20 protein-coding genes and 1 pseudogene are annotated in these 22,483 nt (G+C 73.0%); 9 read left to right on the top strand and 12 right to left on the bottom strand.

Annotation, left to right across the window (positions count from 1 at the left end):
- Nucleotides 1–114: 114 nt before the first annotated feature.
- The 6 genes from ACWEQO_RS29265 to ACWEQO_RS29290 all read right to left on the bottom strand — a co-directional run bounded on the left by ACWEQO_RS29265 (nucleotide 115) and on the right by ACWEQO_RS29290 (nucleotide 6,294).
- Entirely contained in the window at nucleotides 115–885 is a 771-nt protein-coding gene (locus ACWEQO_RS29265) for a hypothetical protein (protein WP_452985833.1), read from the bottom strand.
- Between the two features lie 316 nt (nucleotides 886–1,201).
- Entirely contained in the window at nucleotides 1,202–1,921 is a 720-nt protein-coding gene (locus ACWEQO_RS29270; RefSeq protein WP_452985834.1) for a leucine-rich repeat domain-containing protein, read from the bottom strand.
- 349 nt (nucleotides 1,922–2,270) lie between these two features.
- Nucleotides 2,271–2,579 (bottom strand): hypothetical protein, encoded by a 309-nt coding sequence (locus ACWEQO_RS29275; RefSeq protein ID WP_361459512.1) that lies wholly within the window; start codon nucleotides 2,577–2,579, stop codon nucleotides 2,271–2,273.
- A gap of 162 nt (nucleotides 2,580–2,741) precedes the next feature.
- Entirely contained in the window at nucleotides 2,742–3,023 is a 282-nt protein-coding gene (locus ACWEQO_RS29280; RefSeq protein ID WP_361459513.1) for a hypothetical protein, read from the bottom strand.
- Between the two features lie 574 nt (nucleotides 3,024–3,597).
- Nucleotides 3,598–4,605 carry a homoserine dehydrogenase gene (locus tag ACWEQO_RS29285; RefSeq protein WP_452985835.1) on the bottom strand — a complete coding sequence of 336 codons (1,008 nt, stop codon included), beginning with the start codon at nucleotides 4,603–4,605 and terminating at the stop codon, nucleotides 3,598–3,600.
- 90 nt (nucleotides 4,606–4,695) lie between these two features.
- Entirely contained in the window at nucleotides 4,696–6,294 is a 1,599-nt protein-coding gene (locus tag ACWEQO_RS29290) for a carboxylesterase/lipase family protein (protein ID WP_452985836.1), read from the bottom strand.
- A 394-nt stretch (nucleotides 6,295–6,688) separates the two neighbouring features.
- Between ACWEQO_RS29290 and ACWEQO_RS29295 the strand changes: the two genes are divergently transcribed.
- On the top strand, nucleotides 6,689–7,093 hold the full coding sequence (locus ACWEQO_RS29295) for a VOC family protein (protein ID WP_361459516.1): 405 nt from the start codon (nucleotides 6,689–6,691) through the stop codon (nucleotides 7,091–7,093).
- On the opposite strand, the gene ACWEQO_RS29300 is transcribed toward ACWEQO_RS29295, so the two are convergent.
- The 6 genes from ACWEQO_RS29300 to ACWEQO_RS29325 all read right to left on the bottom strand — a co-directional run bounded on the left by ACWEQO_RS29300 (nucleotide 7,073) and on the right by ACWEQO_RS29325 (nucleotide 13,820).
- Entirely contained in the window at nucleotides 7,073–7,765 is a 693-nt protein-coding gene (locus tag ACWEQO_RS29300; RefSeq protein WP_452985837.1) for a helix-turn-helix domain-containing protein, read from the bottom strand. The two genes, ACWEQO_RS29295 and ACWEQO_RS29300, sit on opposite strands and share 21 nt — an antisense overlap.
- A gap of 10 nt (nucleotides 7,766–7,775) precedes the next feature.
- Nucleotides 7,776–8,711 carry an AraC family transcriptional regulator gene (locus tag ACWEQO_RS29305; RefSeq protein WP_361459518.1) on the bottom strand — a complete coding sequence of 312 codons (936 nt, stop codon included), beginning with the start codon at nucleotides 8,709–8,711 and terminating at the stop codon, nucleotides 7,776–7,778.
- Nucleotides 8,712–8,773: 62 nt separating this feature from the next.
- Entirely contained in the window at nucleotides 8,774–9,865 is a 1,092-nt protein-coding gene (locus ACWEQO_RS29310) for an ABC transporter ATP-binding protein (protein ID WP_361459519.1), read from the bottom strand.
- Entirely contained in the window at nucleotides 9,862–11,469 is a 1,608-nt protein-coding gene (locus tag ACWEQO_RS29315) for an ABC transporter permease (RefSeq protein ID WP_452985838.1), read from the bottom strand. The genes ACWEQO_RS29310 and ACWEQO_RS29315 overlap by 4 nt, the downstream gene beginning before the upstream one ends.
- A 5-nt stretch (nucleotides 11,470–11,474) precedes the next feature.
- Complete coding sequence (locus tag ACWEQO_RS29320; RefSeq protein WP_452985839.1) at nucleotides 11,475–12,530, bottom strand: iron ABC transporter substrate-binding protein; 1,056 nt, start codon at nucleotides 12,528–12,530, stop codon at nucleotides 11,475–11,477.
- 135 nt (nucleotides 12,531–12,665) lie between these two features.
- Nucleotides 12,666–13,820, bottom strand: a complete 1,155-nt coding sequence (locus ACWEQO_RS29325; RefSeq protein WP_361459522.1) for a YihY/virulence factor BrkB family protein — start codon at nucleotides 13,818–13,820, stop codon at nucleotides 12,666–12,668.
- A gap of 241 nt (nucleotides 13,821–14,061) precedes the next feature.
- On the opposite strand from ACWEQO_RS29325, the pseudogene ACWEQO_RS29330 reads away from it, so the two are divergent.
- The 8 genes and pseudogenes from ACWEQO_RS29330 to ACWEQO_RS29365 all read left to right on the top strand — a co-directional run bounded on the left by ACWEQO_RS29330 (nucleotide 14,062) and on the right by ACWEQO_RS29365 (nucleotide 22,423).
- A pseudogene (locus ACWEQO_RS29330) lies at nucleotides 14,062–15,699 on the top strand (acyl-CoA dehydrogenase family protein).
- Between the two features lie 274 nt (nucleotides 15,700–15,973).
- Nucleotides 15,974–17,257, top strand: a complete 1,284-nt coding sequence (locus tag ACWEQO_RS29335; protein WP_452985840.1) for a GAF domain-containing protein — start codon at nucleotides 15,974–15,976, stop codon at nucleotides 17,255–17,257.
- A 173-nt stretch (nucleotides 17,258–17,430) separates the two neighbouring features.
- Nucleotides 17,431–18,756 carry a hypothetical protein gene (locus tag ACWEQO_RS29340; RefSeq protein WP_361459525.1) on the top strand — a complete coding sequence of 442 codons (1,326 nt, stop codon included), beginning with the start codon at nucleotides 17,431–17,433 and terminating at the stop codon, nucleotides 18,754–18,756.
- A gap of 62 nt (nucleotides 18,757–18,818) precedes the next feature.
- On the top strand, nucleotides 18,819–19,391 hold the full coding sequence (locus tag ACWEQO_RS29345) for a GNAT family N-acetyltransferase (protein ID WP_452985841.1): 573 nt from the start codon (nucleotides 18,819–18,821) through the stop codon (nucleotides 19,389–19,391).
- Nucleotides 19,392–19,606: 215 nt separating this feature from the next.
- Nucleotides 19,607–19,690 (top strand): putative leader peptide, encoded by an 84-nt coding sequence (locus tag ACWEQO_RS29350; RefSeq protein WP_310887545.1) that lies wholly within the window; start codon nucleotides 19,607–19,609, stop codon nucleotides 19,688–19,690.
- A 152-nt stretch (nucleotides 19,691–19,842) separates the two neighbouring features.
- Nucleotides 19,843–21,540, top strand: a complete 1,698-nt coding sequence (locus ACWEQO_RS29355; RefSeq protein ID WP_452985842.1) for a nitrite/sulfite reductase — start codon at nucleotides 19,843–19,845, stop codon at nucleotides 21,538–21,540.
- Nucleotides 21,537–21,716: a hypothetical protein gene (locus tag ACWEQO_RS29360; protein ID WP_452985843.1), complete on the top strand. Its 180-nt coding sequence runs from the start codon at nucleotides 21,537–21,539 to the stop codon at nucleotides 21,714–21,716. The genes ACWEQO_RS29355 and ACWEQO_RS29360 overlap by 4 nt, the downstream gene beginning before the upstream one ends.
- Nucleotides 21,713–22,423, top strand: coding sequence for a phosphoadenylyl-sulfate reductase (locus ACWEQO_RS29365; RefSeq protein ID WP_452985844.1), 711 nt, complete (start codon nucleotides 21,713–21,715; stop codon nucleotides 22,421–22,423). Before ACWEQO_RS29360 ends, ACWEQO_RS29365 begins: the two co-directional genes overlap by 4 nt.
- Nucleotides 22,424–22,483 lie beyond the last annotated feature (60 nt).

Below are 22,483 nucleotides of genomic sequence, written 5' to 3' on the forward strand. Positions count from 1 at the left end.
GTCGTCCCGTCGAAACCGGTCACCTGGGCGTTCTGGCTGAGCAGGATCCAGGTGAACCGACGAAACCCATAGGGGCACCCCCCGGACGCCGCGCGGCGGGTGAAGGCGCTCCGGTCACGGGCAGGAGGGCGGGGATCCGGCCCCTCCTGCCCGTGACCGGAGAAACGGCTGGGGCGGTCCGTGCTGCCAGACCCGCAGCGGACCGATCGGTTCGAAGCCGTGGCGGACGGCTGCCGCCAGATCGTCGCCCTGCTCGTAGCCGACCACCGGCAGGGTGGGGAACAGCCGGTCCACCGCGTCCAGTACGAGCGGCCAGGCCGCGTCAGGACCGCCGTCCAGCGCGAAGACATTGGAGATTCCGACCACGTGGTGGCTGCGGCTCGCCACCGCGCCGGCGACCACTCGGCCCTCGGCCGACCGTCCGACGAGCACGAAGGTGGCGGGGTCGTCGAGCAGTCCGGGCCGGAAGAGGTCCGCGTTGCCGTCCCCGTCGTCCCAGGCGAGAGCCCAGGCGTGCAGCGTGTCCGGGTCGCCCGCCACGGCCCAGTCGAGGTCCGGCGCGGGGGCGGGCGCACTCGCCGGGCGGTGGATCCACCGCGCCTCGAACAGCACCCGGAAACCGGCCTCCGTCAGGTCGAGGTCGCCGAAGCTGTCCTTGACGGAGGCGCCGGGTGCGGTGGTGTCGATCCGGGCCACCAGCGCGGCCGGGTCGGCGCCCGGCACCAGCGTCACCGCGTCGGGGTGGTAGAGCGGCGTACGGGACGGAGCGGCCCAGGCCTGTGCCCCGAACTCGCCCGCCGAGCCGTGCGATCGGCTCATCGCCGCGCACCACTCGGCGTTGTTGCGGGCGGCGGCCCGGACCAGAAAGCGCTGCGGAGTCGTCACGAGTACGCACCATGCCGACTCCGACCCCGCCCGGTCGAACGGTTTTCCGCCCACTGCGGGAGAAACCCTCCGAAGGCCGCCCCCACCGCGCATCCCGACGACTCGCGTACCTCGTCGCCGCGCTCCAGTCAGGCCGGCTCGAAAACCGGGAACACGGATGTCCCTGAGTGCCGCCGACGCTCTCGACGGCGCCGGACCGGGGCACGCGAAGCCCTGATCCGAGGCGCCCTCGTCCGGGCTCACCCGGACGATCGACGGCACGGGCCGTCTCGCCGAAAATGACGGCAGCTTCGCGTCGGAGTGCTGTGCCGACGGTTCACAGCAGGACGACGCATCCGCGTTCCTCCAGCCCCGTCGACACGCGGCGGGGGAGCGTGCAGGGGTTCCACCGGAGATCCAGCTTCTCCAGGGCGGGCATCCGCACCACCCGGTCCGGGATCCGGACGACATGGTTGCTGCGGAGGTCGATGTGCCGCAGCCGGGGAAGGTCGACCAGGGACTCGGGCAGTTCGGTGAGGTCGTTCTCCCGCAGGTCCAGGTGCCGTAGTTCCTGCAGATCAGCCACCGTGGAGGGCAGAGTCCTGAGTCCGTTCCCCCGCAGCCGGAGCTCGCGCAACCTGTGGAGGTGGCCGATGCTGCCGGGCAATCCGGTCAGCCGGCCGTGCTGGGCTCGCAGCTCGATCAGTTCCGTCATCCGGCCGACGGTTTCGGGCAAGGCGGTGAGCGGGTTCTCGCCGACGTTGAGGTAGCGCAGCCGCGTCAGGTTGCCCAGTGTGTCCGGGAGGCGGGACAAGTTGTTGTCGTGCAGGTAGAGGAAGTCGCTGAGTCGGGCCAGGTCGCCCAGAGCGTCGGGAAGCGACGTGAGCTTGTTGTGGCCGAGGTCCAAAGTGGTCAGACGGTCCAGTCGCCCGATCTTCGGTGAGAGGGTCGTGAGGCCGTTGTCCGCCAGGATCAGCACGCGAAGCTCGGTGCGCTGCCAGACCGACTCGGGCACCTCCCCGAGCTGTCGGCGCCAGAGATTGAGGGTGGGCTGCACGGCCTCGTCCTTTTCCGTCGATGGTCCGGATCGAGATTCTCGCGTGGAGCCTGAGGTCGTGCAGCAATGTCGGAGAAGATCAGCCGGCTGCCGCATGCCGGGCCCGGGCCCGGACATCGACGGAGCGGGACTGTTTCGCGGACGGCCGGGGCACGGCATGACCCGGGCGTGCCTCTCCCACGGACCGGGGTGTACCTGCCGATGATTTCCTTGTGGCCCTCGGGCAGTCGAACACCCGGTTCCCTTTTCAGTTCGTCCCGTGCCGCAGCGGTCGCGGGAGCATTCCCGACTTTCCCCGCATGCGGAGCACGGAGGCGGTGGAGTCGCGCGACATGGGAATTCTCGGAAATCATTTCGAACGATTCGCGGACCTCACGGTCCGGCCGGAGCGTGTCCGTCGGGGTTCCTCGAGGAGCTGTGACGTCGCCATCAAGGAGAGGCCGACCAGAATGAGCGGCATATTGCCCCCGGACGGCATGCGGCGCGTGGCCGCGAGGCCTCCGGCCAGCAGGAGCGCGCCGGCACCCCACAGTCCGGGACGGCTCACACCGCCCTGGAACCAGGGCAGTACGATCCGGCCGGTCACCAGTGCCACCGCGCCGGCCGCCCCGAGCACCAGTGCCATCGCCGAACCGGCCACCAGAAAGAACGTGGACACGCGCCCCCCTCGATCACTCCAGCGATGATCATCTCAGAATCCCGGGGGCCGCGTCGGAGGACTTGTCCTCCCGGACCGCCCGGCTTCTCGGGAGGGGATAATGCGTGTGCCCTGGAAGGCGGTGACAGCGCCTTCCAGGGCACAGCGGAGATGCCGGACCGGTTACAGGGCGGCCTTGCGGCAGGCGGTGTCGGCGATCGCCGGCGGGACCGAGGACACGTTCATCAGTGTCACGCGGCACAGCAGCTGGTCGGCGGGCAGACCGGAACCGCCGATGGTGCACGCGAGGTTGGTGTCGGTGCTGGAGTAGCCCTTCGAGGCCAGGTACGACGTGCAGTCGCTCGGCGTCGCGCTGGCGGACGGCGCGGCCACCACGAAAGCGCCGGCGGCGGCCATGGTGGCCACCGCCACGCCGGCGATGCGGGTCTTGAGAGTACGCTTCATCGGTCCTCCTGATGGACGTGAAGGCTCACCCGGATGAGATCCACCCGGAACACCATGAGATTAAGAGCGTAAAAGCTGATTTGCTGCCGGCGTGCAGTGAAACGTCCCGTTCATGAGCGGCGCGTTGGCCACCGGGCCCGCTTTGCGCGTCTGCTCCTCCTGTGACGTGTGACGCAAAGGAGGAAGGTGACCCGTTCCGGAAATTCCGAACAGATCACACATCCTCTTCCCCGCGGCTCGAAAGAGGACATGAATTGATCGGGGGCGATCGCGTCCGCTCGCTCACATTGGCCGAAAACCCGTCGCCCTTTACGCCGAACCGGAATCCGATCTGCCCGTGCACTGTCAGGCGCATAAAACATTCGCCCGGCGCTCGTGTAAAGCATCTCCGACGAAGAATCACTCCCGGAGTACGCGCGGGGGCGCGCCCACGACCGCGCACGCCGGGGATCATCCGCACCGCCCACCCCGCCGTGCTGGGCACTCCGCGGGCGACTCGGCTGTACGGCCGCCGCTGCACCTCGACAGTGCTGTCCCCTCTGTCGGAGCGCGGGTCCCCCGTGTATCGCGCGGGTCAGAGGAACCCGGTTCGGGGGGCCGTGACCTCGATGGTGTCCTTCACCAGGGCGAGCGCGGCGCCCAGGGGGCTCGAGCGTCCCCCGCTGACGATCACGTCGCCGGCGTCGGGGCAGCCGAACACCACGGCCTTCTCCGGTCCGACGAGCGCGTGCAGGGGGTCACCGGGCTCCGTCTCCTCCAGGCGGACGCGGACCAGGTGGGGCGCGTCCACGGAGGCGCTTGCCACGGCGCGCAGGCGGCGTGCCCGGGAGGCCGCGGCCGGCGCCGCCCGGGAAGCGCCCTCGGCCACCGGCTCCGCCCGCACCTGCACGGACGCCGGGTACCATCCCCAGGCCAGCGCTGCCAGCAGCCGCACCTTCGTGGCGGCGTCCTCACCGGACAGGTCGGCCGAGGGGTCCGCTTCCGCGATTCCGCGGCGCTGGGCCTCCCGGACCGCCTCGCCCAGCGAGTCGCCCGCGGCGAGGCGGTCGAGGACGAACGTGGCGGTGCCGTTCGGGCAGGCCCGGATCGTCGTGCAGCCCAGGCCCCGCAACGAGGTCCTGGACAGGTCCCCCGCCGGCAGCGCGGCTCCCGTCGCCCCGGAGATCCTGATCATGGCCGCGGCCGCGCGGGCCGCTTCGTCGAGGTCCCGCCAGTGGCTGAGCAGATGGCTCTTGGTGGCCGTGACCACGTGCACTCCTCTGCGCAGGGCGATCACGGCCTCTTCCGCGGCGTGCAGGCGGAGCCGGGGGGAGGACGGGATCGCCTGGACGAACACGCGGGCAGCGGTCCGGTCGAGCGTCTCCTCCAGCGGGACCGGCGGGCCCCACGCCGAGCGGGGCGGCACGGGTTCGCCCTCGCGGAGCCGGCACTCTCCCGAACTCGCCCGGACGGCGACGACGTTCACCCGTACACCGTGCCGGCGGGCGAGCTCGTCCCGCTGCCGGGCCAGGTACTCGACGTAGGCCCGGCCGACCGGACCGTACCCGGAGAGCACCACATCGGCCCGGCTCACTTCACGCATGGTTCCCTGCTCCTCTTCGATACGTCGGTGCGTCGGTGCGTCGGTACGCCGTGCGGGAGGTCGAGGCCCGCTCACCGGAATTCCCGCACCTCAGTGTCGTCGGAGCACACCGCTGCGGCGCAGGCGGCCGATGACCGAGCGGAGTTCCGGTGCGGTGGCGAGTGGCGGGACCTCGGTGGTGTCATCGGTGGTGTCACCGGTGGTGCGGTCGGTCGGGCCGTCGGTGGTCGTGGTCCACAGGGCGAGTTCGCGGTCGCGTGGCCCGTACGCCGTGTGCGGTGCCTCGGCTCCGAACACCCGCACCGGGTGCCCGGTGTCCCAGCGTTCCCATCCCGGCTGCCCGTCGGAGACGAAACGCACCCAGGCGCCGTGCATCGCGTCGGCCAGGGCTCGGGGTGCGCCCTCGCCCGCGAGTCTGCGCGCGTCGGGCTCGTCGCCGCTGTCGAAGACGAAGCCGAGTTCCAGGGCGTGGCAGGCGCCCATGCCGGGGCGGTTGGAGGGCCAGGCGAACTCGTAGACGTACGAGGGGGCTTCGCGGCCGTCGGCGAGCCGGTGGAGGGGGATGCGCAGGAGGTGGTCGGCGACCATCTGGCCGACGATGTCGGCGGTGCCGGCGTCCGGGCGCAGGGCGCGGTAGCCGCGCGGGACCTCGCTGCCGCAGTGGCAGCGGGCCATCGCCCCGGCCAGGGCGACCGCGCCGAGCCGGTCGACGCGTTCCAGGAGTCCGCCCGGCACCAGCCACAGCCGGTGCTCGTCGGTGGTCCATCCGGTGAGCAGGTCGACGCCGGGGGCCGCGCCGCCGTCGGTGAGCGCCTCCAGGGGGTCGCGCGGGACGAGGTCGTCGTCGACGACCATGCCGAAGGCGGGCCCGCCCAGCACCGGGCTGCTCAGGCGCCCCACCTCGGCCTGGGTGCGCAGCAGCAGCTCGCGGTCGACGGCGGCGAAGGCCTCGGCGGTCGCGGGGACCTTCAGCCGGTTCGCCATGCGGCGCACCACCCGCCGCACCCTGCCCCGGTCGGACGCCTCGGGCGGCCCGCTCTGCAGGATGGCCCGCCGGACCAGGCCCTGGGTCTGCGGGGCGGCGATCAGCGCACCCGTGCTGATCGCCCCGGCGGACTGGCCGCCCAGGGTGATGCGGTCGGGGTCGCCGCCGAAGGCCGCGACCGCGTCGTGGACCCAGCGCAGGGCGGCGAGCTGGTCGCGCAGGCCCGGATTGGCGGGGGCGTCCGGGAAGAGACCGTAGCCCTCGACGCCGAGCCGGTAGTTGACCGACACGAACACCACGCCGTCACGGGCGAAGGCCCGCCCGTCGTACACCGGTACCGCCGAGGAACCCCTGGTCAGGGCCCCGCCGTGCAGCCACACCAGCACCGGCAGCCGGGCTGTGGGGGAGGGGTCGGGGGTCCAGACGTTCAGGTTGAGGCAGTCGTCGCCCGCGATGGACGGATCGGCGAGACAGCGCGCGAAGGCCTCGGAGTACGGCGGTTTGGGGGCCGTGGGGCCGAAGGCGTCGGCGTCGCGTACGCCGTCCCAGGGGTCCGGCGGGACGGGCGGCCGGAATCTGCGGGGGCCGAACGGCGGTGCCGCGTACGGGATGCCCCGGAACACGGCGATCCCCTCTTCCCGTCTGCCGCGTACGGCGCCGTACGGCGTCCTGACCACGGGGGGCACGGGGCTCACGGCGCTCATGCGGGTCACGGGGGTCACGGGGTGCGCCCGGTCGTCCGCCGTCATCTGCCCACCAGCCCTTCGCAGCGCTTCCGGCACCACAAGAGCACCGGGAAGCTCAGCGGTATTCCTGCTCCGTTCCGGTGGCCGCCTCCCCGCCGAGCTGCCCCACACCTCAAGCGGGAAGCGCTTTCCATCCGGTCGTGTCCCGGTGGTCCCTGCCCGGGATGGCGGCGACGGCCCCGCGCCTCCTGCTGCGCATCATGGACGGCCACCGCCCGGAGAGCACCTGCACCGAACTCTCCACCCGCCCGGGGGGAACGCGCGAGCACGGCACCACCGCGCTGTCGACCCCCACGCGAGCGCGTCCGTTTCCTTCAAGACCGGGCCGGCCGGGCCGACCTACCGTGGCCGCATGAGTGCACGATTCGATGCCATCGGGTTGGTCGTCTCCGACATGGGCGCCTCCGTCGCCTTCTATCGGCGGCTCGGGTTCGCGTTCCCCGAGGGGGCCGAGGAACAGGGGCACGCCGAGGCGGGGTTGCCGGGCGGGCTGCGGTTGCTGCTGGACACCGAAGAGGTGGTCCGGTCCTTCCACACCGGATGGCGGCCGCCGTCGGGCGGCGGGCGGTCCTCGCTCGCGCTGCGCTGCGACAGTCCGGAGGAAGTGGACGCGCTGTACGAGGAGTTGGTCGCGAGTGGATGCGGCAGCGAGCTGAAGCCGTGGGACGCCGTGTGGGGGCAGCGGTACGCGGTGGTGCTCGACCCGGACGGCAACGGGGTCGACCTGTTCGCTCCGCTAGCGGCGGGCGGCCAGTAGCTCGGTGAGGGGCAGGCCCGTCAGGTTCCGTACGTCGCGGGAGAGGTGGGCCTGGTCGGCGTAGCCGGTGCGGGTGGCGGTCTCCGCGAAGGGGGTGCCCGCGCGGGCCAGGGCGAGGGCCCGGTGGAGGCGGAGGATGCGGGCCAGGGTCTTGGGGCCGTAGCCGAACGCGGTGAGCGAGCGGCGGTGCAGCTGGCGGGCGCTCAGGCCGAGTGCGTCGGCGGTCGTGGCGACCGGGCGGCCCGTGTCCAGGGCGGCCACGAGCCGCAGCAGCGCCGGGTCGGGCGGCGCGGTCTCGGCGGCCCGTCGCAGGGCCAGGTCCTCCAGGCCGTGCGCCGGGTCGGCCGCCGCGTTCACCCGGGCGGTCAGACGGCGTACCCGCGCCGCCGGCCACAGGTCCGCCAGGTCGGGGCGCCGGTCGCGCAGTTCGTGCGCGGGCACGCCCAGCAGGGCGGGGGCGGTGCCGGGGTGGAAGCGGATGCCCGCCCAGGGGCGGGTGGCGTCGCCCTCGGTGAGGTGGGCGTGGGTGTCGGGGCCCGCGACCAGCAGGCGTCCGTCGTGCCAGAGCAGGTCCATGCAGCCGTCGGGCAGGACCCGGCCCGCTCCGGTGCCGGTCGGGGTGTTGGTCCACACGACCGCGCCCGGCAGCCGTGACGCACGCTCGCTGTACACGGCCCCCACGCTACGCGGCCCGCGTCCGCCATTCCTGCGGGCTGACCCCGTACTCCCGTTTGAAGGCGGTCGACAGCGCGAAGGCGCTGCCGTAGCCGACGTGGCGGGCGATCGCGCCGATCGTGTCCTCGGTGTCGCGGAGGCGGTCCGCGGCGAGGGCGAGGCGCCGGCCGGTGAGGTACGTCATCGGGGGTTCGCCGACCCGTTCGGTGAAGCGGCGGGCCAGCGCGGCGCGCGAGACTCCGGCCTTCGCGGCGAGCGCGGCGACCGTCCAGGGGTGGGCGGGGTCGTTCTGGAGGAGGCGCAGCACCGGGCCGACGACGGGGTCGCCCAGGGCCTCGTACCAGGCGGGCGGCGCCGCCTCGGGGCGGGCGAACCAGGCCCGCAGGGCGGCGATGACCAGCAGGTCGAGCAGCCGGTCGAGGACGGCCTCCTGGCCGGGTTCGTCCCGCACGATCTCCGCCGCGAGGAGCGGGGTGAGCGGGCGGTGCCGGTCGTCGGCGGTGAGGGAGAGCAGCGGCGGCAGCGCGTCGAGGAGCCGGCCGCCGGTCTCGCTCCGTGTGCGGTAGGTGCCGATGAGCATGACCGTCTCGCCGTCGGGCCGGCCGCCCCAGGTGCGGACGCCGAGGTCCATGACCCCGTTCAGGGGGCGTCCGTCGGGGTGGTGGCACTCGCCGCCCGGCAGGATCAGCGCCTGCGGCGCGGTGCCGGGGTCGTCGGCGCAGGTGTACGGGTCGGGGCCGCGCGCGACGGCGAGGTCTCCGGGGCGCAGCCGCAGCCGTTCGCCGCGGTCCGGCACGATCCAGGCGTCGCCGCGGACGAGCAGCATCACGGTCAGCGGGGCGCGGTCCTCGATCCGGACCGACCAGGGCGGGTCGAAGCACGCCCTGATCATGAACGCCCCACGGGCTCGGGGGCCTTCCAGCAGGCCGGTGAGGGCGTCCATGGGGGCCAGCGTAGACGCGGGGCGGGCGTGCCCCCGCACGCCCGCTCGACGGCCCGAACCGGTCAGGCGGTGACCACGGGGCCGTACTCGCCCACCACGCACTCGTCGCCGTCCCGCCGGGGGAGGTGGAGGGTCGCCGTGCCGGTGACGGCCGGGCTCACCGGATCGCCGGGGCGGTGCGCGACCGGCCCGGGAACACGGACGTGCACCGGTGAGTCCAGTCCGGTCACCGCCACCGTCACCAGGGTGTCCGGTCCGTGGAAGGAGACGTCCGTCACCGTGCCGCGGGGAGCCTGGTCGGACGGGGCGCCGAGGGTGAGCTGCTCGGGGCGCAGCACGACCGTTCCGGCGCCGTCGTCCACCGGGGTCTCCAACGGGATGCGGCCCAGGGCGGTGTCCGCGGTCTTGCCCCTGGCGGTGCCCGGGAGCAGGACGACGCCACCGACGAAGGCGGCCACCCAGGGGTCCTCCGGCCTGTGGTAGACGTCCTGCGGGGTTCCGCACTGGGCCACCCTGCCCGCTCTGACGACCGCCACAAGGTCTGCCGTGGAGAGGGCCTCCTGCTGGTCGTGGGTGATGAGGACGCCCGTCGCCCCGGTGGATCTGAGCGCCGCGCGCACATCGGCCCGTACGCCTGCCCGCAGTCCGCTGTCGAGGGCGTTGAACGGTTCGTCGAGCAGGACGATCGCGGGTTCCGGGGCGAGCGCCCGCGCCAGCGAGACGCGTTGCTGCTGGCCGCCGGAGAGTTCGTGGGGCATCCGGTCCCCGTGGCCGGGCAGGCCGACGAGATCGAGCATGTCCCCGGTGCGCCGACGGCGTTCGGCCGGGGAGGAGCCCGCCAGCCCGAAGGCGACGTTACGCGCCACGCTCAGGTGCGGGAACAGGGCGCCCTCCTGCGGCACGATGCCGATGCGCCGTCGTTCCGGGGGCAGGTGGGTGCCGGGTCCGGTGACGGTCCGTCCGCCGATCTCGACCGTCCCCGCGTCCGCCCGCAGGAAGCCCGCCACGATGCGCAGCATGGTCGTCTTGCCGCAGCCCGAGGGCCCGAGGACGGCGGCCAGCCGCCCCGCGGGGACGGAGAGGTCGATCCCGTTCAGGACGGGGGCGCCGGGCCCGTAGGACTTGGTGAGCCCGGTGATCCGCAGGTCGGTCATGTGCGGTGCCTTCCGAGGAGGTACGAGGGAACGGCGGCGATCAGGATGAGGACGGCCGCGTACGGAGCGGCGGCGGCGTACGAGCCGGTTCCGGTCTCGGTCCACAGGCGGGTCGCGAGGGTGTCCATACCGGTGGGCCGCAGCAGCAGGGTCGCCGGGAGTTCCTTCATGCAGACCACGAAGGTCAGGGCGGCGCCCGCGGCGACACCGGGAGCGGCGAGCGGGACCGTGACCTCGCGCAGGACGCCCAGCGGCCCCCGCCCGAGGGAACGGGCGACGTCCTCCAGCACGGGCGGTGACTGGAGGACCGCTGCCCGGATGGCGCCCACGGCGACCGGCAGGAACAGCACCGCGTAGGCGGCGACGAGCAGGGGAAGCTCCTGGTACAGCGGATAGGCGAACCGCACCGCGAGGAAGACCATCGCGAGGCCCACGGTGATCCCGGGCACGGCATGGCCCGCGTACGCGGCCTGCTCCAGCAGGTGTGCGGCGCGACCCCGGTGGCGGGCGGCGAGCACGCCGACGGGAAGGGCCAGGCACGTGGTGAGCACGGCGCCGAGGGCCGCCACGAGCAGCGTGATCCCCCCGGTCTCCAGCAGTCCCCGCGGATCCCAGGTACGGGAGTTGCCGACCGCCAGCCAGTACCCGAGGGCCCCGGCCGGGAAGGCGACCCCGGCCGCGGCGACGGCCGAGCACCAGCCGAGTGCGGGCCACTTCAGCCGGCCGAGCGGGATCGGGGGTGCGGGCCTGGCCGTGCCCCCGCCGGTCCGGGCGTGGCCCGCACGGCCGCGGGTACGCGCCTCGGCGGCGACCAGCAGCACCGTCATCAGGACGAGCACCACGCTGAGGGCGGCTGCGGGCGTGCGGTCGAAACTCGCCTTGTACGACGTGTGGATGGCTCGGGTGAAGGTCTCGTACCGCATGATCGACACGGCCCCGAAGTCGGAGAGGACGTACAGCGCCACGAGCAGCCCGCCGCCGGCCGCGGCCGGGCGGAGCTGGGGCAGGGTGACCCGGCGGAACGTGCTCCAGGGCCCGTGGCCCAGGGCGCGTGACGCCTCCTCCTGGGCGGGGTCGACACCGCGCAGGGCGGCGGCCACCGGCAGATACACGTACGGGTAGCTGACCAGGGTGAGCGCGAAGGCGGCACCGCTGAACCCGGCGAGATCGGGGCGCGCCGAGATCCAGGCGAAGGCAGCCACATAGCTGGGCACGGCGAGCGGCAGCGTGGCGAGCACCGACCACGCGCGCCGGCCGGGCAGCGCGGTGCGGACGGTCAGCCAGGCGAGGGAGATGCCCAGGACGAGGCAGGCGGTCACCACCACGGCGGCCAGACCGACGCTCCGGGCGAGCAGTTCCAGCGTGCGGTCGGTCGCGACGACGTGCCACGCGTACGCGGGGCCTCGCTCCACGGCCCGTACGGCCAGGTAGACCAGCGGGAGCAGGGCCAGGGCCGCGGCTGCCGAAGCCAGGGCCAGCAGGAGGAGCGGCGGTCTGCGCCCGGCGCGCCCGGGCCTGGACGGTGCGGGGGCGTCGTCCGGGCCCGGGGCGGAACGGGCGGGTGCCGGCGGGGCCTGGGGGCCTCGGGTACCCGAACTCTTCATACCGATCAGACCATCCCGGCTTCCTGGAGCATCTCCAGCGTGACCTGGAGGGACTCCAGCCGGCTCAGGTCGATCTCCGGCGCGTCGATGGAGTCGAGCGGCGGAAGGCCGTCCTCGCCGGTGACTCCGGCGGCCAGCGGGTACTCGTGGGTCTCGCCGGCGAAGTAGGTCTGCGCCTCCTTCGCCAGGAAGAAGTCGACGGCCTTCTGCGCGGCGGCGCTCTGGTCGCTGCCCTTGAGGACCCCGACGCCCGCGACGTTGACGAGCGCGCCCGGGTCGCCCTTCGTCGGGAAGTGCAGCTTGGCCTTGAGCTTGTCCGCGCCCTCCTCGGCGGCCTTCTCGTACCAGTAGTAGTGGTTGATCAGGCCGAGTTCGGCCTTGCCGCCGTCGACGGCGTCGAGGACGGCGCCGTTCTTCTCGTACACCTGGGGGTCGTTGGCCTGGAAGTCCTTCAGCCACTTGCGCGTGGCGTCGTCGCCCTCGAGGACCCGCATGCCGGTCACGAACGCCTGGAACGAGGCGTTCGTGGGCGCGTAGGCGACCTTCCCCTTCCATTTCGGCTCGGTCAGTTCGTGCACGCTGTCCGGCGCCTCGGCGACCTTGTCGCCGTGGTAGGCGATGACGCGGACCCGCCCCGACACACCGACCCAGTCGCCGTTCTCCGCGCGGAACGCCTTGTCGACGCTGTCGAGGGACTTCTGCGGCAGCGCCGCGAGACGGCCCTCCTTGCCCAGGGCGCCGAGCGCGCCGGCGTCCTGCGAGAAGAAGAGGTCCGCGTCGGTCCTGTCCCCCTCCTCGAGGAGCTGGGCGGCGAGTTCGGCACTGTCCCCGTAACGCACCTCGACCTCGGTGCCGGTGGTCTTCTCCAGCTTCTCGATGAGTGGCGCGACGAGGTCCTCACTGCGGCCGGAGTAGACGACGAGCGTCCCTCCCCCGTCCTTCCCTCCGGCTCCGGTACCGGAGCCTGCTCCCTTGTCGTCCGAGCCGCAGGCGGCCGTCAGGGGGAGGAGCAGGACTGAGGCGGCGAGGGCCCCGATCGTGCGGAGGGAGGGACGTCTCATGACAAAGCCTTTCCGAGGTGCGGGTCAGGCTCATTTAAGGTTTGCCTTACCTAAGAAGCAACTCCGTCCGTTCTCCGTGACCGAATCGGGACCCGGTGCGTCCCGGCGGGATGCGTCGCCGTCGGACGGTCGGCCTCACTTCTCGTCGTCCGACGGTCCCGTCTGCTCCTCGCCGTTCCGCGGGTGGTGGTTGTTCTTGGTGTGGGTGCGCAGGCGGGCCGTGACGTCCTCGGGGGGCAGGAAGCGTGACCAGCGTTCGGGGAACTCGGCGGGCATGTCCGGGTCGGTCTCGTCGGTCGCGGTGGAGGTGCGGGCGACGTACTCGGCGACCTGTTCCTGCCGCAGCCGCTCGTTGGTCTCGCGGGCGGCGGCCGTCGCGGCGGCCGGCCAGACCCGGTCGATGGCGGCGTTGACCGCGGCCCCCACGAGCACGGCGAAGGCGGACACGCCGATCCACAGCAGGACGGCGACGGGGGCCGCGAGGGAGCCGTAGATGGTGGGGCCCTCGACGGTGTTGGTCAGGTAGATCCGCAGCAGGATGCTGCCGATCACCCACATGGCGAGGGCGACCAGCGCGCCGGGCACGTCCTCGATCCACGGGGACCGCACGGGTACGGAGACGTGGTAGAGCGTGGTCAGGAAGGCGACCGACAGCAGGATCACCACCGGCCAGTACAGGATCTGCACGAGCGTCGCCGACCAGGGGACGACGCGGACGACGGCGTCCGGGCCCGCCACCATCAGGGGCAGTGCGACCGAGCCGATCAGCAGGGCCGCGATGAACAGCAGGAAGGCCACCAGGCGGGTCTTGACGATGCCGCGCACCCCGTCGAGGCCGTACATCACGGTGATGGTGTCGATGAAGACGTTCACCGCGCGGGAACCGGACCACACGGCGAACAGGAAGCCGATGGAGATGACGTCGGGTCTGCCGCCTTTCGTGACGTCGTGCAGGATCGGCTCGGCGATCTGCTTCACCCCCCGGTCGGACAGCACGGCGCGGGACGCCTCGAGGAGGTTGGTCTGCAGGCTCTGGATGGTGTCGGCGCCGGTCCAGGAGTCGACGTAGCCGAGCAGACCGATGATGCTGAGCAGCAGCGGGGGCACCGACAGCAGGGTGAAGAAGGCCGCCTCGGCGGCCAGGCCCAGGATGCGGTACTCCATGCAGGAATTGACGGTGTCCTTGAGCAGCAGCCAGGCGGTCCTGCGTTTGGAGACATTGCGGTACAGGGCGCGGGCCCTGTGGAGTCGACCGGAGAGCGCGTCGGGGGATTCGCTTGCTGGCTGCACGAACCAAAGGTATCCGCCGTGTCCGGCCGCCCTCACCCGAAGGGTCACGAGGTGAGACGGGTGGCGGGGACGGCGGGTAGGTTCGTCGTCGTGACTCCGCTCCCCCTCCCGGAGGAAGGGTGCTTCCCACCCGAGGGTTGCGGTCCGGCCCGAACCGATCCCCTGCGGGACACCAGAGACGTACACCAAGGATTCGACTCCCCCACCGGCTGAGGCCGGTGGTTCCCTCGGAAGAGGTCCAATGGCAGGTAGCACCCACACCGTGACCAACCAGCCGCCGCCGCTGACGCAGTACGACGTGTTCGCCGCCGACCGGGTGCTGACGGAGGCGGTCGAGCGGCATCTGGACCCGGCGGTACTGGACGAGGGCCGGTCCGAACTGTCGGGGCTCGGCCGGACCTCCGGTTCCGCGCAGGTGCAGGAGTGGGGGGTGCTGGCCGACGAGAACCCGCCCCGGCTGCGCAGCCACGACCGGTACGGGCACCGGATCGACGAGGTCGACTTCCACCCGGCCTGGCACCGGCTGCTCGGCAAGGGGGTCTCGGCGGGGCTGACGGGGGCGTGGGGGCGGCCGGGCGGGCATGTGCGGCGGGCTGCGGCGTTCGTGATGTGGACGCAGGTCGAGGCCGGCACCTGCTGCCCGCTGTCGATGACGCACGCGGCCGTGCCCGCCCTGCGCGCGGACCCGGCGCTGGCCGCCGAGTGGGAGCCGCGGCTGGCGTCGCCGGTGTACGACCAGGGCCTGCGGCCGGCCCACGAGAAGGCCGGCGTGCTCTTCGGGATGGGCATGACGGAGAAGCAGGGCGGCAGCGACGTCCGGACGAACACGACGTCCGCGCGGCCGCTGGCCGAGGACGGCGCGTACGAGCTGACCGGGCACAAGTGGTTCTGCTCGGCGCCCATGTCGGACGCGTTCCTGGTGCTGGCGCAGGCGCCCGGCGGACTCACGTGCTTCCTGGTGCCGCGCGTGCTCGCGGACGGTTCGCGCAACGTGTTCCTCCTCCAGCGGCTCAAGGACAAGCTGGGCAACCGGGCCAACGCGTCCGCCGAGGTCGAGTTCGCGGGGACCTGGGCGCGGCGGGTCGGGGACGAGGGGCGCGGGGTGCGCACCGTCATCGGGATGGTGGCGGCGACCCGGCTGGACTGCGTGCTGGGCTCGGCGGGGCTGATGCGGCAGGCCGTCGCGCAGGCGGTGCACCACTGCGCGTACCGGGAGGCGTTCGGCGGGAAGCTGGTCGACAAGCCGCTGATGCGCAATGTGCTGGCCGATCTCGCCCTGGAGTCGGAGGCGGCCACCACGCTGGCGCTGCGGCTGGCCGCGGCCTGCGACGACGGGGGCGAGCAGGAGCGGGCGTTGCTGCGGATCGCGGTGCCGGTGGCCAAGTACTGGGTGACCAAGCGGTGTGCGCCGCTCGTCGTGGAGGCGGCGGAGTGCCTGGGCGGCAACGGGTACGTGGAGGAGTCGGGGATGCCCCGGCTGGTGCGCGAGTAGCCGCTGAACTCGGTGTGGGAGGGCGCGGGCAACGTCCAGGCGCTGGACGTGCTGCGGGCGCTGCGCCGGGAGCCGGGGGTGCTGGACGCGTATCTGCGGGAGGTCGGGCAGGCGCGCGGGGCCGATCACCGGCTGGACGGCGCGATCCGGGGCCTGCTGACCGAGCTGGCCGATCTGGAGGGCGCCGAGGGGCGGGCGCGGCGGCTGGTGGAGCGGCTCGCGCTGGTGCTCCAGGGCTCGCTGCTGGTGCGGTACGCGCCGCCGCAGGTCGCCGACGCGTTCTGCGCGGCCCGGCTGGGCGGTGACGGGGGCGCCTCGTTCGGGACGCTGCCGTCCACCCTCGACCTCGCGGCGGTCGTGGCGCGGGCCCGGCCGGAGCCGGCGTGACGCGGGGGTGGTGCCGCGCCGACACGGCACCACCCCCGCCGCACAGGCCCCGTGGAGCCGTGGACGCCGCTCGGGACGGCGCCGCTCAAGTTTCAACCAGTGCGGGGCGCTCCACCAGGGTTGCAGAGGGTTGCAACGTGCCGCTGTCCGTGTCGGTACTGGACGCCCTCGCCGGGGCACACGGCAGTATGGGACGGACGGCCGGAACGGATCTCGGGGGCGCGGCCGCGGGCCGTGGGTGCGGCTGCCCCGATGCCCTTGCCCGGGAGGTTCAGTGGTGCTCTCGCCGACGGACGTGACGCAGCCGACCGGCGTCGACACGATGCTCACGGCCCGGCTGCTGAACGAGGTCCGCAGCGCGACGCTCGCCGGCCGGCGCGCGCCCGTGGCGCCCCGCCCGGTGATCGCCCGGTCCTGGGAGCGGATGCTGCGCAGCGGCGTCGACCCGGACCACGACGCCCGGACCGGGCTGCTGTCCCGCGCGGAGGTGCAGCGGCGGCGGGAGGGTTCGGCGCTGCGGCATGTGCTGCCGGTGCTGCGGGAGGGGCTGCTGCCGTTCACGGACGTCGCCCGCCACATCATGGTGGTGGCCGACGCGGACGGCCGGGTGCTGTGGCGGGAGGGCAGTACGGCGGTGCTGCGCAAGGCGGACGGCATCGGTCTGACGGTGGGCGCGGACTGGCGGGAGGACGTCGTCGGCACCAACGGGGTGGGTACTCCTGCGGTGGCCGGGCGGCCGGTGCAGGTCTCGGCCGCCGAGCACTTCGCCCGGTCGCAGGTCTCCTGGACGTGTGCGGGGGCGCCCCTGACCGATCCCCGGGACGGGCGGCCGATCGGTGTGGTGGATGTGAGCGGGCCGCTGGAGACGATGCATCCGGCCACGCTGGCCTGGGTCGAGGCGGTGGCCAAGCTCGCCGAGGCCCGGTTGCGGGAGGACCATCTGGTGTCGCTGGAGCGGTTGCGGGCGGTGGCGGCGCCGGTGCTGGCCCGGGTGGGCGGGCGGGCCCTGGTGGTGGACCGGTACGGGTGGACGGCCGCGGTGACCGGGATGCCGTACGAGAGTCGGCTGGCGCTGCCCGGTCCGGTGTCGGCCGGGACGCGGTGGCTGCCGGCGCTGGGCCGGTGCTCGCTGGAGCCGCTGGCCGGGGGCTGGCTGGTGCGGGTGGCGGACGAGCCGGTGGCCCGCGCGGCGAGCCGGATCGTGCTGGATCTGCGGGGTCCGCGCGGTGGGTCGGTGGAGGTGTCCGGCGGGGCGGGCTCCTGGTCCCGGAGGCTGAGCCCCCGCCACGCCGAGCTGCTGTATCTGCTGGCCGTGCGGCGGAGCGGCCGCAGCGCCGCGGCGCTGGCCGAGGACCTGTTCGGGGACCCGGCCCGTACGGTGACGGTGCGCGCGGAGATGTCCCGGATACGGCGCTATCTCGGCGGTCTGCTGGAGCACCGCCCGTACCGGTTCGTGGAGGACGCCGAGGTGGACGTCCTCCTCCCGGACGACCCGCGCGACCTCCTCCCGCACTCGACGGCTCCGGCGCTGGGCGGGCGCCGGCGCCCGGAGGACTGAGGTCCGGGGCCCGGGCGCGTCCGGGCCGCCGGGGTCACGTGTTCCGCACATTTGCAGGGTCTTCGTCCCTCGGCGGGTCCCCCTGCCGTAGCATCCCTCTACGGGCCACCCCACCTGTTCCACGGTCAACGGTCGGACCACCGGACGCAGTTGGTTTGCCTCGGGAGGACGTTATGAAGCATCGCGGCAGACATCGCCGGCGCAGGCGGGGCAGGGCGCTGCGGGCGACGCTGGCCGGGACCGCGCTCGCGCTCACCGCGGCGGCCACCATGATCAGCACGTCGCAGGCCACCGATGCCGACGACCCCGGGGCGTTGAAACCGCTGACCGCGCCCGCCGAGACCGCGCCGCTGCGGCTGACCGAGGACCGTGTGCCCCCGCAGTGGCTCGCCCGGCTCTCCGCGGAGATGGGTCGGCCCGTCGGCGTCCGGGCCGTGCTCGACGACACCGACGGTTCCCTGCGGGACGCGGCGGCCTGTCCGGAGGACGACAGACGGGCGCTGCCCGTCGAACCGGCCGCCACACGCGCGTACTGCTGGGACGGTGCCGACGTCGAGGGCTGGCGTTCCGGCGCCGTCACCACGTCCGGGGACGCCGACGACGACGGCTACTGGGGTCCGAGCCGTGTGGTGCTCTCCGGCTGGAGCCGGGGCGACGTCTCGGCGGACGGCACCCCGGTGGAGGATCCCGTCGCCGCCGGCCCGGGCCAGGGGCTCGCGCGCGTCGCGTTCATCGACGCCGGCGACCCCGACGACCTCCGCTACACCTGGGCGCAGCTCGCCGTCCCGGTGGACGGCGGCCGCGACTACCGGGGGCTGGTCTCCCCCGTGTCCGGCATGGTCTGGTACCAGGACAAGCTGCTGGTCACGACCGGCCGGGGGGACGGCAGCGCGCTGTACGTGTACGACGTGGACCGCGTCCAGCGGGCCACCGTGGACGGCGCGACGGTCGGGCGGGTGCCCGGCGGCTGGTCGGCGGCCGGGGCGCGGTACGTACTGCCGGCCGTCGCCTCGTACCGGACGGTCGATGCGAACGCCCCGCAGCCGGGCGGCATCTCGCTGGACCGCAGCACGGAGCCGGACAGCCTGGTCGCGCACGAGGCGGTGCCGAAGGAGCACGACGGGCCGACCCGGCTGTGGCGGTACGCGTTCGACGACGGCCGTTCCCGCGCGGGGCTGCTGGCCGCGGACACGGCGGGGCAGGCGGACGTGGTCGCGGCGTACGAGACGGAGCTGACGGATGTGCGCAGCGTGCTGTCGTACGGGTCGGGCTGGTATCTGGGCCGGATGACCGGGACGCCCCAGGAGCGCGGGACGCTGTGGCGGCAGGACGCGGAGGGGGCGCGGCCCACCCGGTGCGGGGCGGACGAGACGTACCGCTGCTGGAGCGGGCCGGCGGCGTCCCTGTCCTACTGGCAGGAGACCGGCGAGGTGTGGTCCCAGTCCGGCCGCATGCTCTTCGCCCTGCCCCTGGACTCCGTCGACCACTCCCTGGACTGAGGGCTCCGCCTCGTCCGTCGGCCGTTCGACAGATGTATGTGCCAAGTGGTTCCCTTTCCGGCATGACGACCATCACCGTGACCACCTGGTCCCTGGAGCAGACCGCGCCCACCGACCTCCTGCCGGCCGCCGCGCCCGAGGGGGACGTGCGGATCGTCCGTTCCGAGGTGCCCTCCCCCGAGTTCAGCCGTTTCCTGTACGCCTCGGTCGGCGGTGACATCCGCTGGACCGACCGGCTGGGGTGGACGTACGCGCAGTGGCTGGAGCACCTGGACCGGCCCGGCGTGGAGACCTGGGTGGCCTACGACCGGGGGACGCCCGCGGGATACGTGGAGTTGGAGGCGCAGGACGACGGGGTCGTGGAGATCGTCTACTTCGGCCTGATCCCCGCCTTCCGGGGCCGGCGCATCGGCGGTCACCTGCTGTCGTACGGTGTCGCGCGGGCCTGGGACCTGGCGGAGCGCCGGCCCGACCTGAAGCCGACCAGGCGGGTCTGGCTGCACACGTGCAGCAAGGACGGCGAGTACGCCATGGACAACTACCGGCGCCGGGGCTTCAGGCTGTTCGACACCGCGGTCGAGGAGGAGCCCGAGGTCGCCACGCCGGGCCCGTGGCCGGGAGCCCACCCCGCCTGAGCAGCACGTTCACCCTGTCCGACCAGCACGTTCACCCCACTTGACGGCGCGCCCGCCCCGCCCGGGCCGCGTCGTCCGCCCCTTTTGGCACGCATGGACGAGATCGCCCGGGTCTCCCGGCGCCGAGAACATTCGTTTCTCTCATTCCGAGACAAGCGCGTCCGCATCATGGATAAAGCTGGACTGTGTCCAGATCTCCGTGCCACGCTTCCGTCATGCCTGGAACGGGAATCGCCTTGGTGAGTCGGCGTCACGTCGACCTCGGCCGTATGTCCAGCGCCATCTGTCCGGCGCGCTGAGAGCACGTTCAGCAGTACCCGACAGCCTTTCTCCACTCCGTTCCACCTCGCTTCTCCTCGACTGAACTCCCGCGTAATGACGCGCACTTGTGCCTGTGTCGTCATGCGCAGGTCAGAGCCGTCTCCCGCCTGTCCCGAAGGACGTATCAGCCATGGCCGCCAGCCCGCAGGATCCTGCCGCCGCGACCCCCCGCCGGAAGGTGAGCCGTCACCGCGGAGAGGGGCAGTGGGCCGCGGGGCACTTCACTCCGCTCAACAGCAACGAGCAGCTCAAGAAGGACGACGACGGTCTCAACGTACGGACACGTATTGAGACGATCTACTCCAAGCGGGGCTTCGACTCGATCGACCCCGGCGATCTGCGGGGACGTTTCCGCTGGTGGGGCCTGTACACCCAGCGCCGCCCCGGGATCGACGGCGGCCGCACCGGCCTGCTGGAGCCGGAGGAGCTCGAGGACGAGTACTTCATGATGCGGGTCCGCATCACCGGCGGCCGGCTCACCACCGAGCAGCTGCGGACGATCGGCGAGGTGGCGGAGACCTACGCCCGTGGCACCGCCGACATCACCGACCGGCAGAACATCCAGTTCCACTGGGTCCGCGTCGAGGACGTGCCCGCGATCTGGGAGCGGCTCGAAGCGGTCGGCCTGTCCACCACCGAGGCCTGCGGCGACACCCCGCGCGGCATGCTCGGCTCCCCCGTCGCGGGCGTAGCCGAGGACGAGATCATCGACGGCACCGCGGCACTGGAGGAGATCGCCCGCCGCTACATCGGCGACCCGCGCTTCTCCAACCTGCCGCGCAAGTACAAGACGGCCGTCTCCGGCTCCCCGCTGCTGGACGTCGCCCACGAGATCAACGACATCTCCTTCGTCGGCGTGGTCCACCCCGAGCACGGCCCGGGCTTCGACCTGTGGGTCGGCGGCGGCCTGTCGACCAACCCCAAGTTCGGGGTGCGGCTGGGCGCCTGGGTCCCCGAGGCGGAGGTGCCCGAGGTGTGGGAGGGCGTCACCTCCATCTTCCGCGACCACGGCTACCGGCGGCTGCGCAACAGGGCGCGGCTGAAGTTCCTGGTCGCCGACTGGGGCGCGGAGAAGTTCCGCCAGGTGCTGGAGGACGACTACCTGGGCCGCAGGCTGATCGACGGTCCGGCGCCCGAGATGCCCGCGCGGCAGTGGCGCGACCACATCGGGGTGCACCGGCAGAAGGACGGCCGGTTCTACGTCGGCTTCGCGCCGCGGGTGGGCCGGATGGACGGCTCGCTGCTCACCAAGGTGGCCGAACTGGCCGAGGGACACGGCTCGCGGCGGGTGTCCACCACCGTCGAGCAGAAGATGATCATCCTTGACGTGCCGCAGGACCGGGTGGACTCCCTGGTCGACGCGTTGGAGGCGCTGGACCTGCGGGTCAGCCCGTCGCCGTTCCGGCGCGGCACGATGGCCTGCACCGGCATCGAGTTCTGCAAGCTCGCCATCGTGGAGACCAAGGAGCGCGGCAGCGAGCTCATCGACGAACTGGAGCGCCGGCTGCCCGACTTCGACGAGCCGGTCACCATCAACATCAACGGCTGCCCGAACGCCTGCGCCCGCATCCAGACCGCGGACATCGGTCTCAAGGGGCAGCTGGTCACCGACGCCGAGGGCCGGCAGGTCGGCGGCTACCAGGTGCACCTGGGCGGCGCCCTCGGCCTGGACCCCGCGTTCGGCCGCAAGGTGCGCGGCCTGAAGGTCACCTCGGACGAGCTGCCGGACTACATCGAGCGGGTGCTGAAGCGCTTCCAGGCGGAGCGCGAGGAAGGCGAGCGGTTCGCCGCCTGGGCCGCGCGCGCCGACGCGGAGGCCCTGTCGTGAGTGAGCGGGCCGCGCCCTTCTACTGCCCCTACTGCGGTGACGAGGACCTGCGCCCCGGTGAGGAAGGACCGGGGGCCTGGGAGTGCGGGGCGTGCCGCCGGGGCTTCCGGCTGAAGTTCCTCGGGCTGCTCGCCCGCGGACCCGAGCGACCCGACACGGGAGGGGACCGGACATGACGAGGGTTCAGGAAGAGCGCTCCACCGACGACTTGAGGGCGCTGGCCGAGCAGGCGGGCCGCGATCTGGAGGACGCCTCCGCACTGGAGATCCTGACGTGGGCCGCCGAGACCTTCGGCCCGCGGTTCTGCGTGACCTCCTCGATGGAGGACGCGGTGGTCGCCCATCTCGCCTCCCGCGCCCTGCCCGGCGTCGACGTGGTGTTCCTCGACACCGGCTACCACTTCGAGGAGACCATCGGCACCCGGGACGCGGTGGCGGCCGTGATGGACGTCAACGTCATCACGCTCACCCCGCGGCAGACGGTCGCGGAGCAGGACGCCGAGTACGGGCCGAAGCTGCACGACCGCGACCCCGACCTGTGCTGCGCGCTGCGCAAGGTGCGGCCGCTGGAGGAGGGCCTGCGGGACTACCTGTCCTGGGCGACCGGGCTGCGCCGCGACGAGTCCCCGTCCCGGGCGGACACCCCGGTCGTCGGCTGGGACGAGAAGCGGCGGAAGGTCAAGGTCTCCCCCATCGCCCGCTGGACCCAGGACGACGTGGACGCCTACGTCGCCGAGCACGGCGTGCTCACCAACCCGCTGCTGACGGACGGTTACGCCTCGGTGGGCTGCGCCCCCTGCACCCGCCGCGTGCTGGAGGGCGAGGACGCCCGCGCCGGACGCTGGGCGGGCCGCGCCAAGACCGAGTGCGGACTGCACGGCTGACCATGACCGCGCCCTCGGCGCCCCCGACATCCTCCACGACCCCCACCCACCAGGAGACCC

The organism is Streptomyces sp. NPDC004051 (assembly GCF_053604275.1).

What these genes read in the sequence shown, in the direction of transcription:
- ACWEQO_RS29280 (WP_361459513.1), bottom strand. Translation starts at nt 3,023, where the DNA reads ATGAAGCGTACTCTCAAGACCCGCATCGCCGGCGTGGCGGTGGCCACC.
- ACWEQO_RS29285 (WP_452985835.1), bottom strand. Translation starts at nt 4,605, where the DNA reads ATGCGTGAAGTGAGCCGGGCCGATGTGGTGCTCTCCGGGTACGGTCCG.
- ACWEQO_RS29290 (WP_452985836.1), bottom strand. Translation starts at nt 6,294, where the DNA reads ATGAGCGCCGTGAGCCCCGTGCCCCCCGTGGTCAGGACGCCGTACGGC.
- ACWEQO_RS29295 (WP_361459516.1), top strand. Translation starts at nt 6,689, where the DNA reads ATGAGTGCACGATTCGATGCCATCGGGTTGGTCGTCTCCGACATGGGC.
- ACWEQO_RS29305 (WP_361459518.1), bottom strand. Translation starts at nt 8,711, where the DNA reads ATGGACGCCCTCACCGGCCTGCTGGAAGGCCCCCGAGCCCGTGGGGCG.
- ACWEQO_RS29310 (WP_361459519.1), bottom strand. Translation starts at nt 9,865, where the DNA reads ATGACCGACCTGCGGATCACCGGGCTCACCAAGTCCTACGGGCCCGGC.
- ACWEQO_RS29315 (WP_452985838.1), bottom strand. Translation starts at nt 11,469, where the DNA reads ATGAAGAGTTCGGGTACCCGAGGCCCCCAGGCCCCGCCGGCACCCGCC.
- ACWEQO_RS29320 (WP_452985839.1), bottom strand. Translation starts at nt 12,530, where the DNA reads ATGAGACGTCCCTCCCTCCGCACGATCGGGGCCCTCGCCGCCTCAGTC.
- ACWEQO_RS29340 (WP_361459525.1), top strand. Translation starts at nt 17,431, where the DNA reads ATGAAGCATCGCGGCAGACATCGCCGGCGCAGGCGGGGCAGGGCGCTG.
- ACWEQO_RS29345 (WP_452985841.1), top strand. Translation starts at nt 18,819, where the DNA reads ATGACGACCATCACCGTGACCACCTGGTCCCTGGAGCAGACCGCGCCC.
- ACWEQO_RS29350 (WP_310887545.1), top strand. Translation starts at nt 19,607, where the DNA reads ATGCCTGGAACGGGAATCGCCTTGGTGAGTCGGCGTCACGTCGACCTC.
- ACWEQO_RS29355 (WP_452985842.1), top strand. Translation starts at nt 19,843, where the DNA reads ATGGCCGCCAGCCCGCAGGATCCTGCCGCCGCGACCCCCCGCCGGAAG.
- ACWEQO_RS29365 (WP_452985844.1), top strand. Translation starts at nt 21,713, where the DNA reads ATGACGAGGGTTCAGGAAGAGCGCTCCACCGACGACTTGAGGGCGCTG.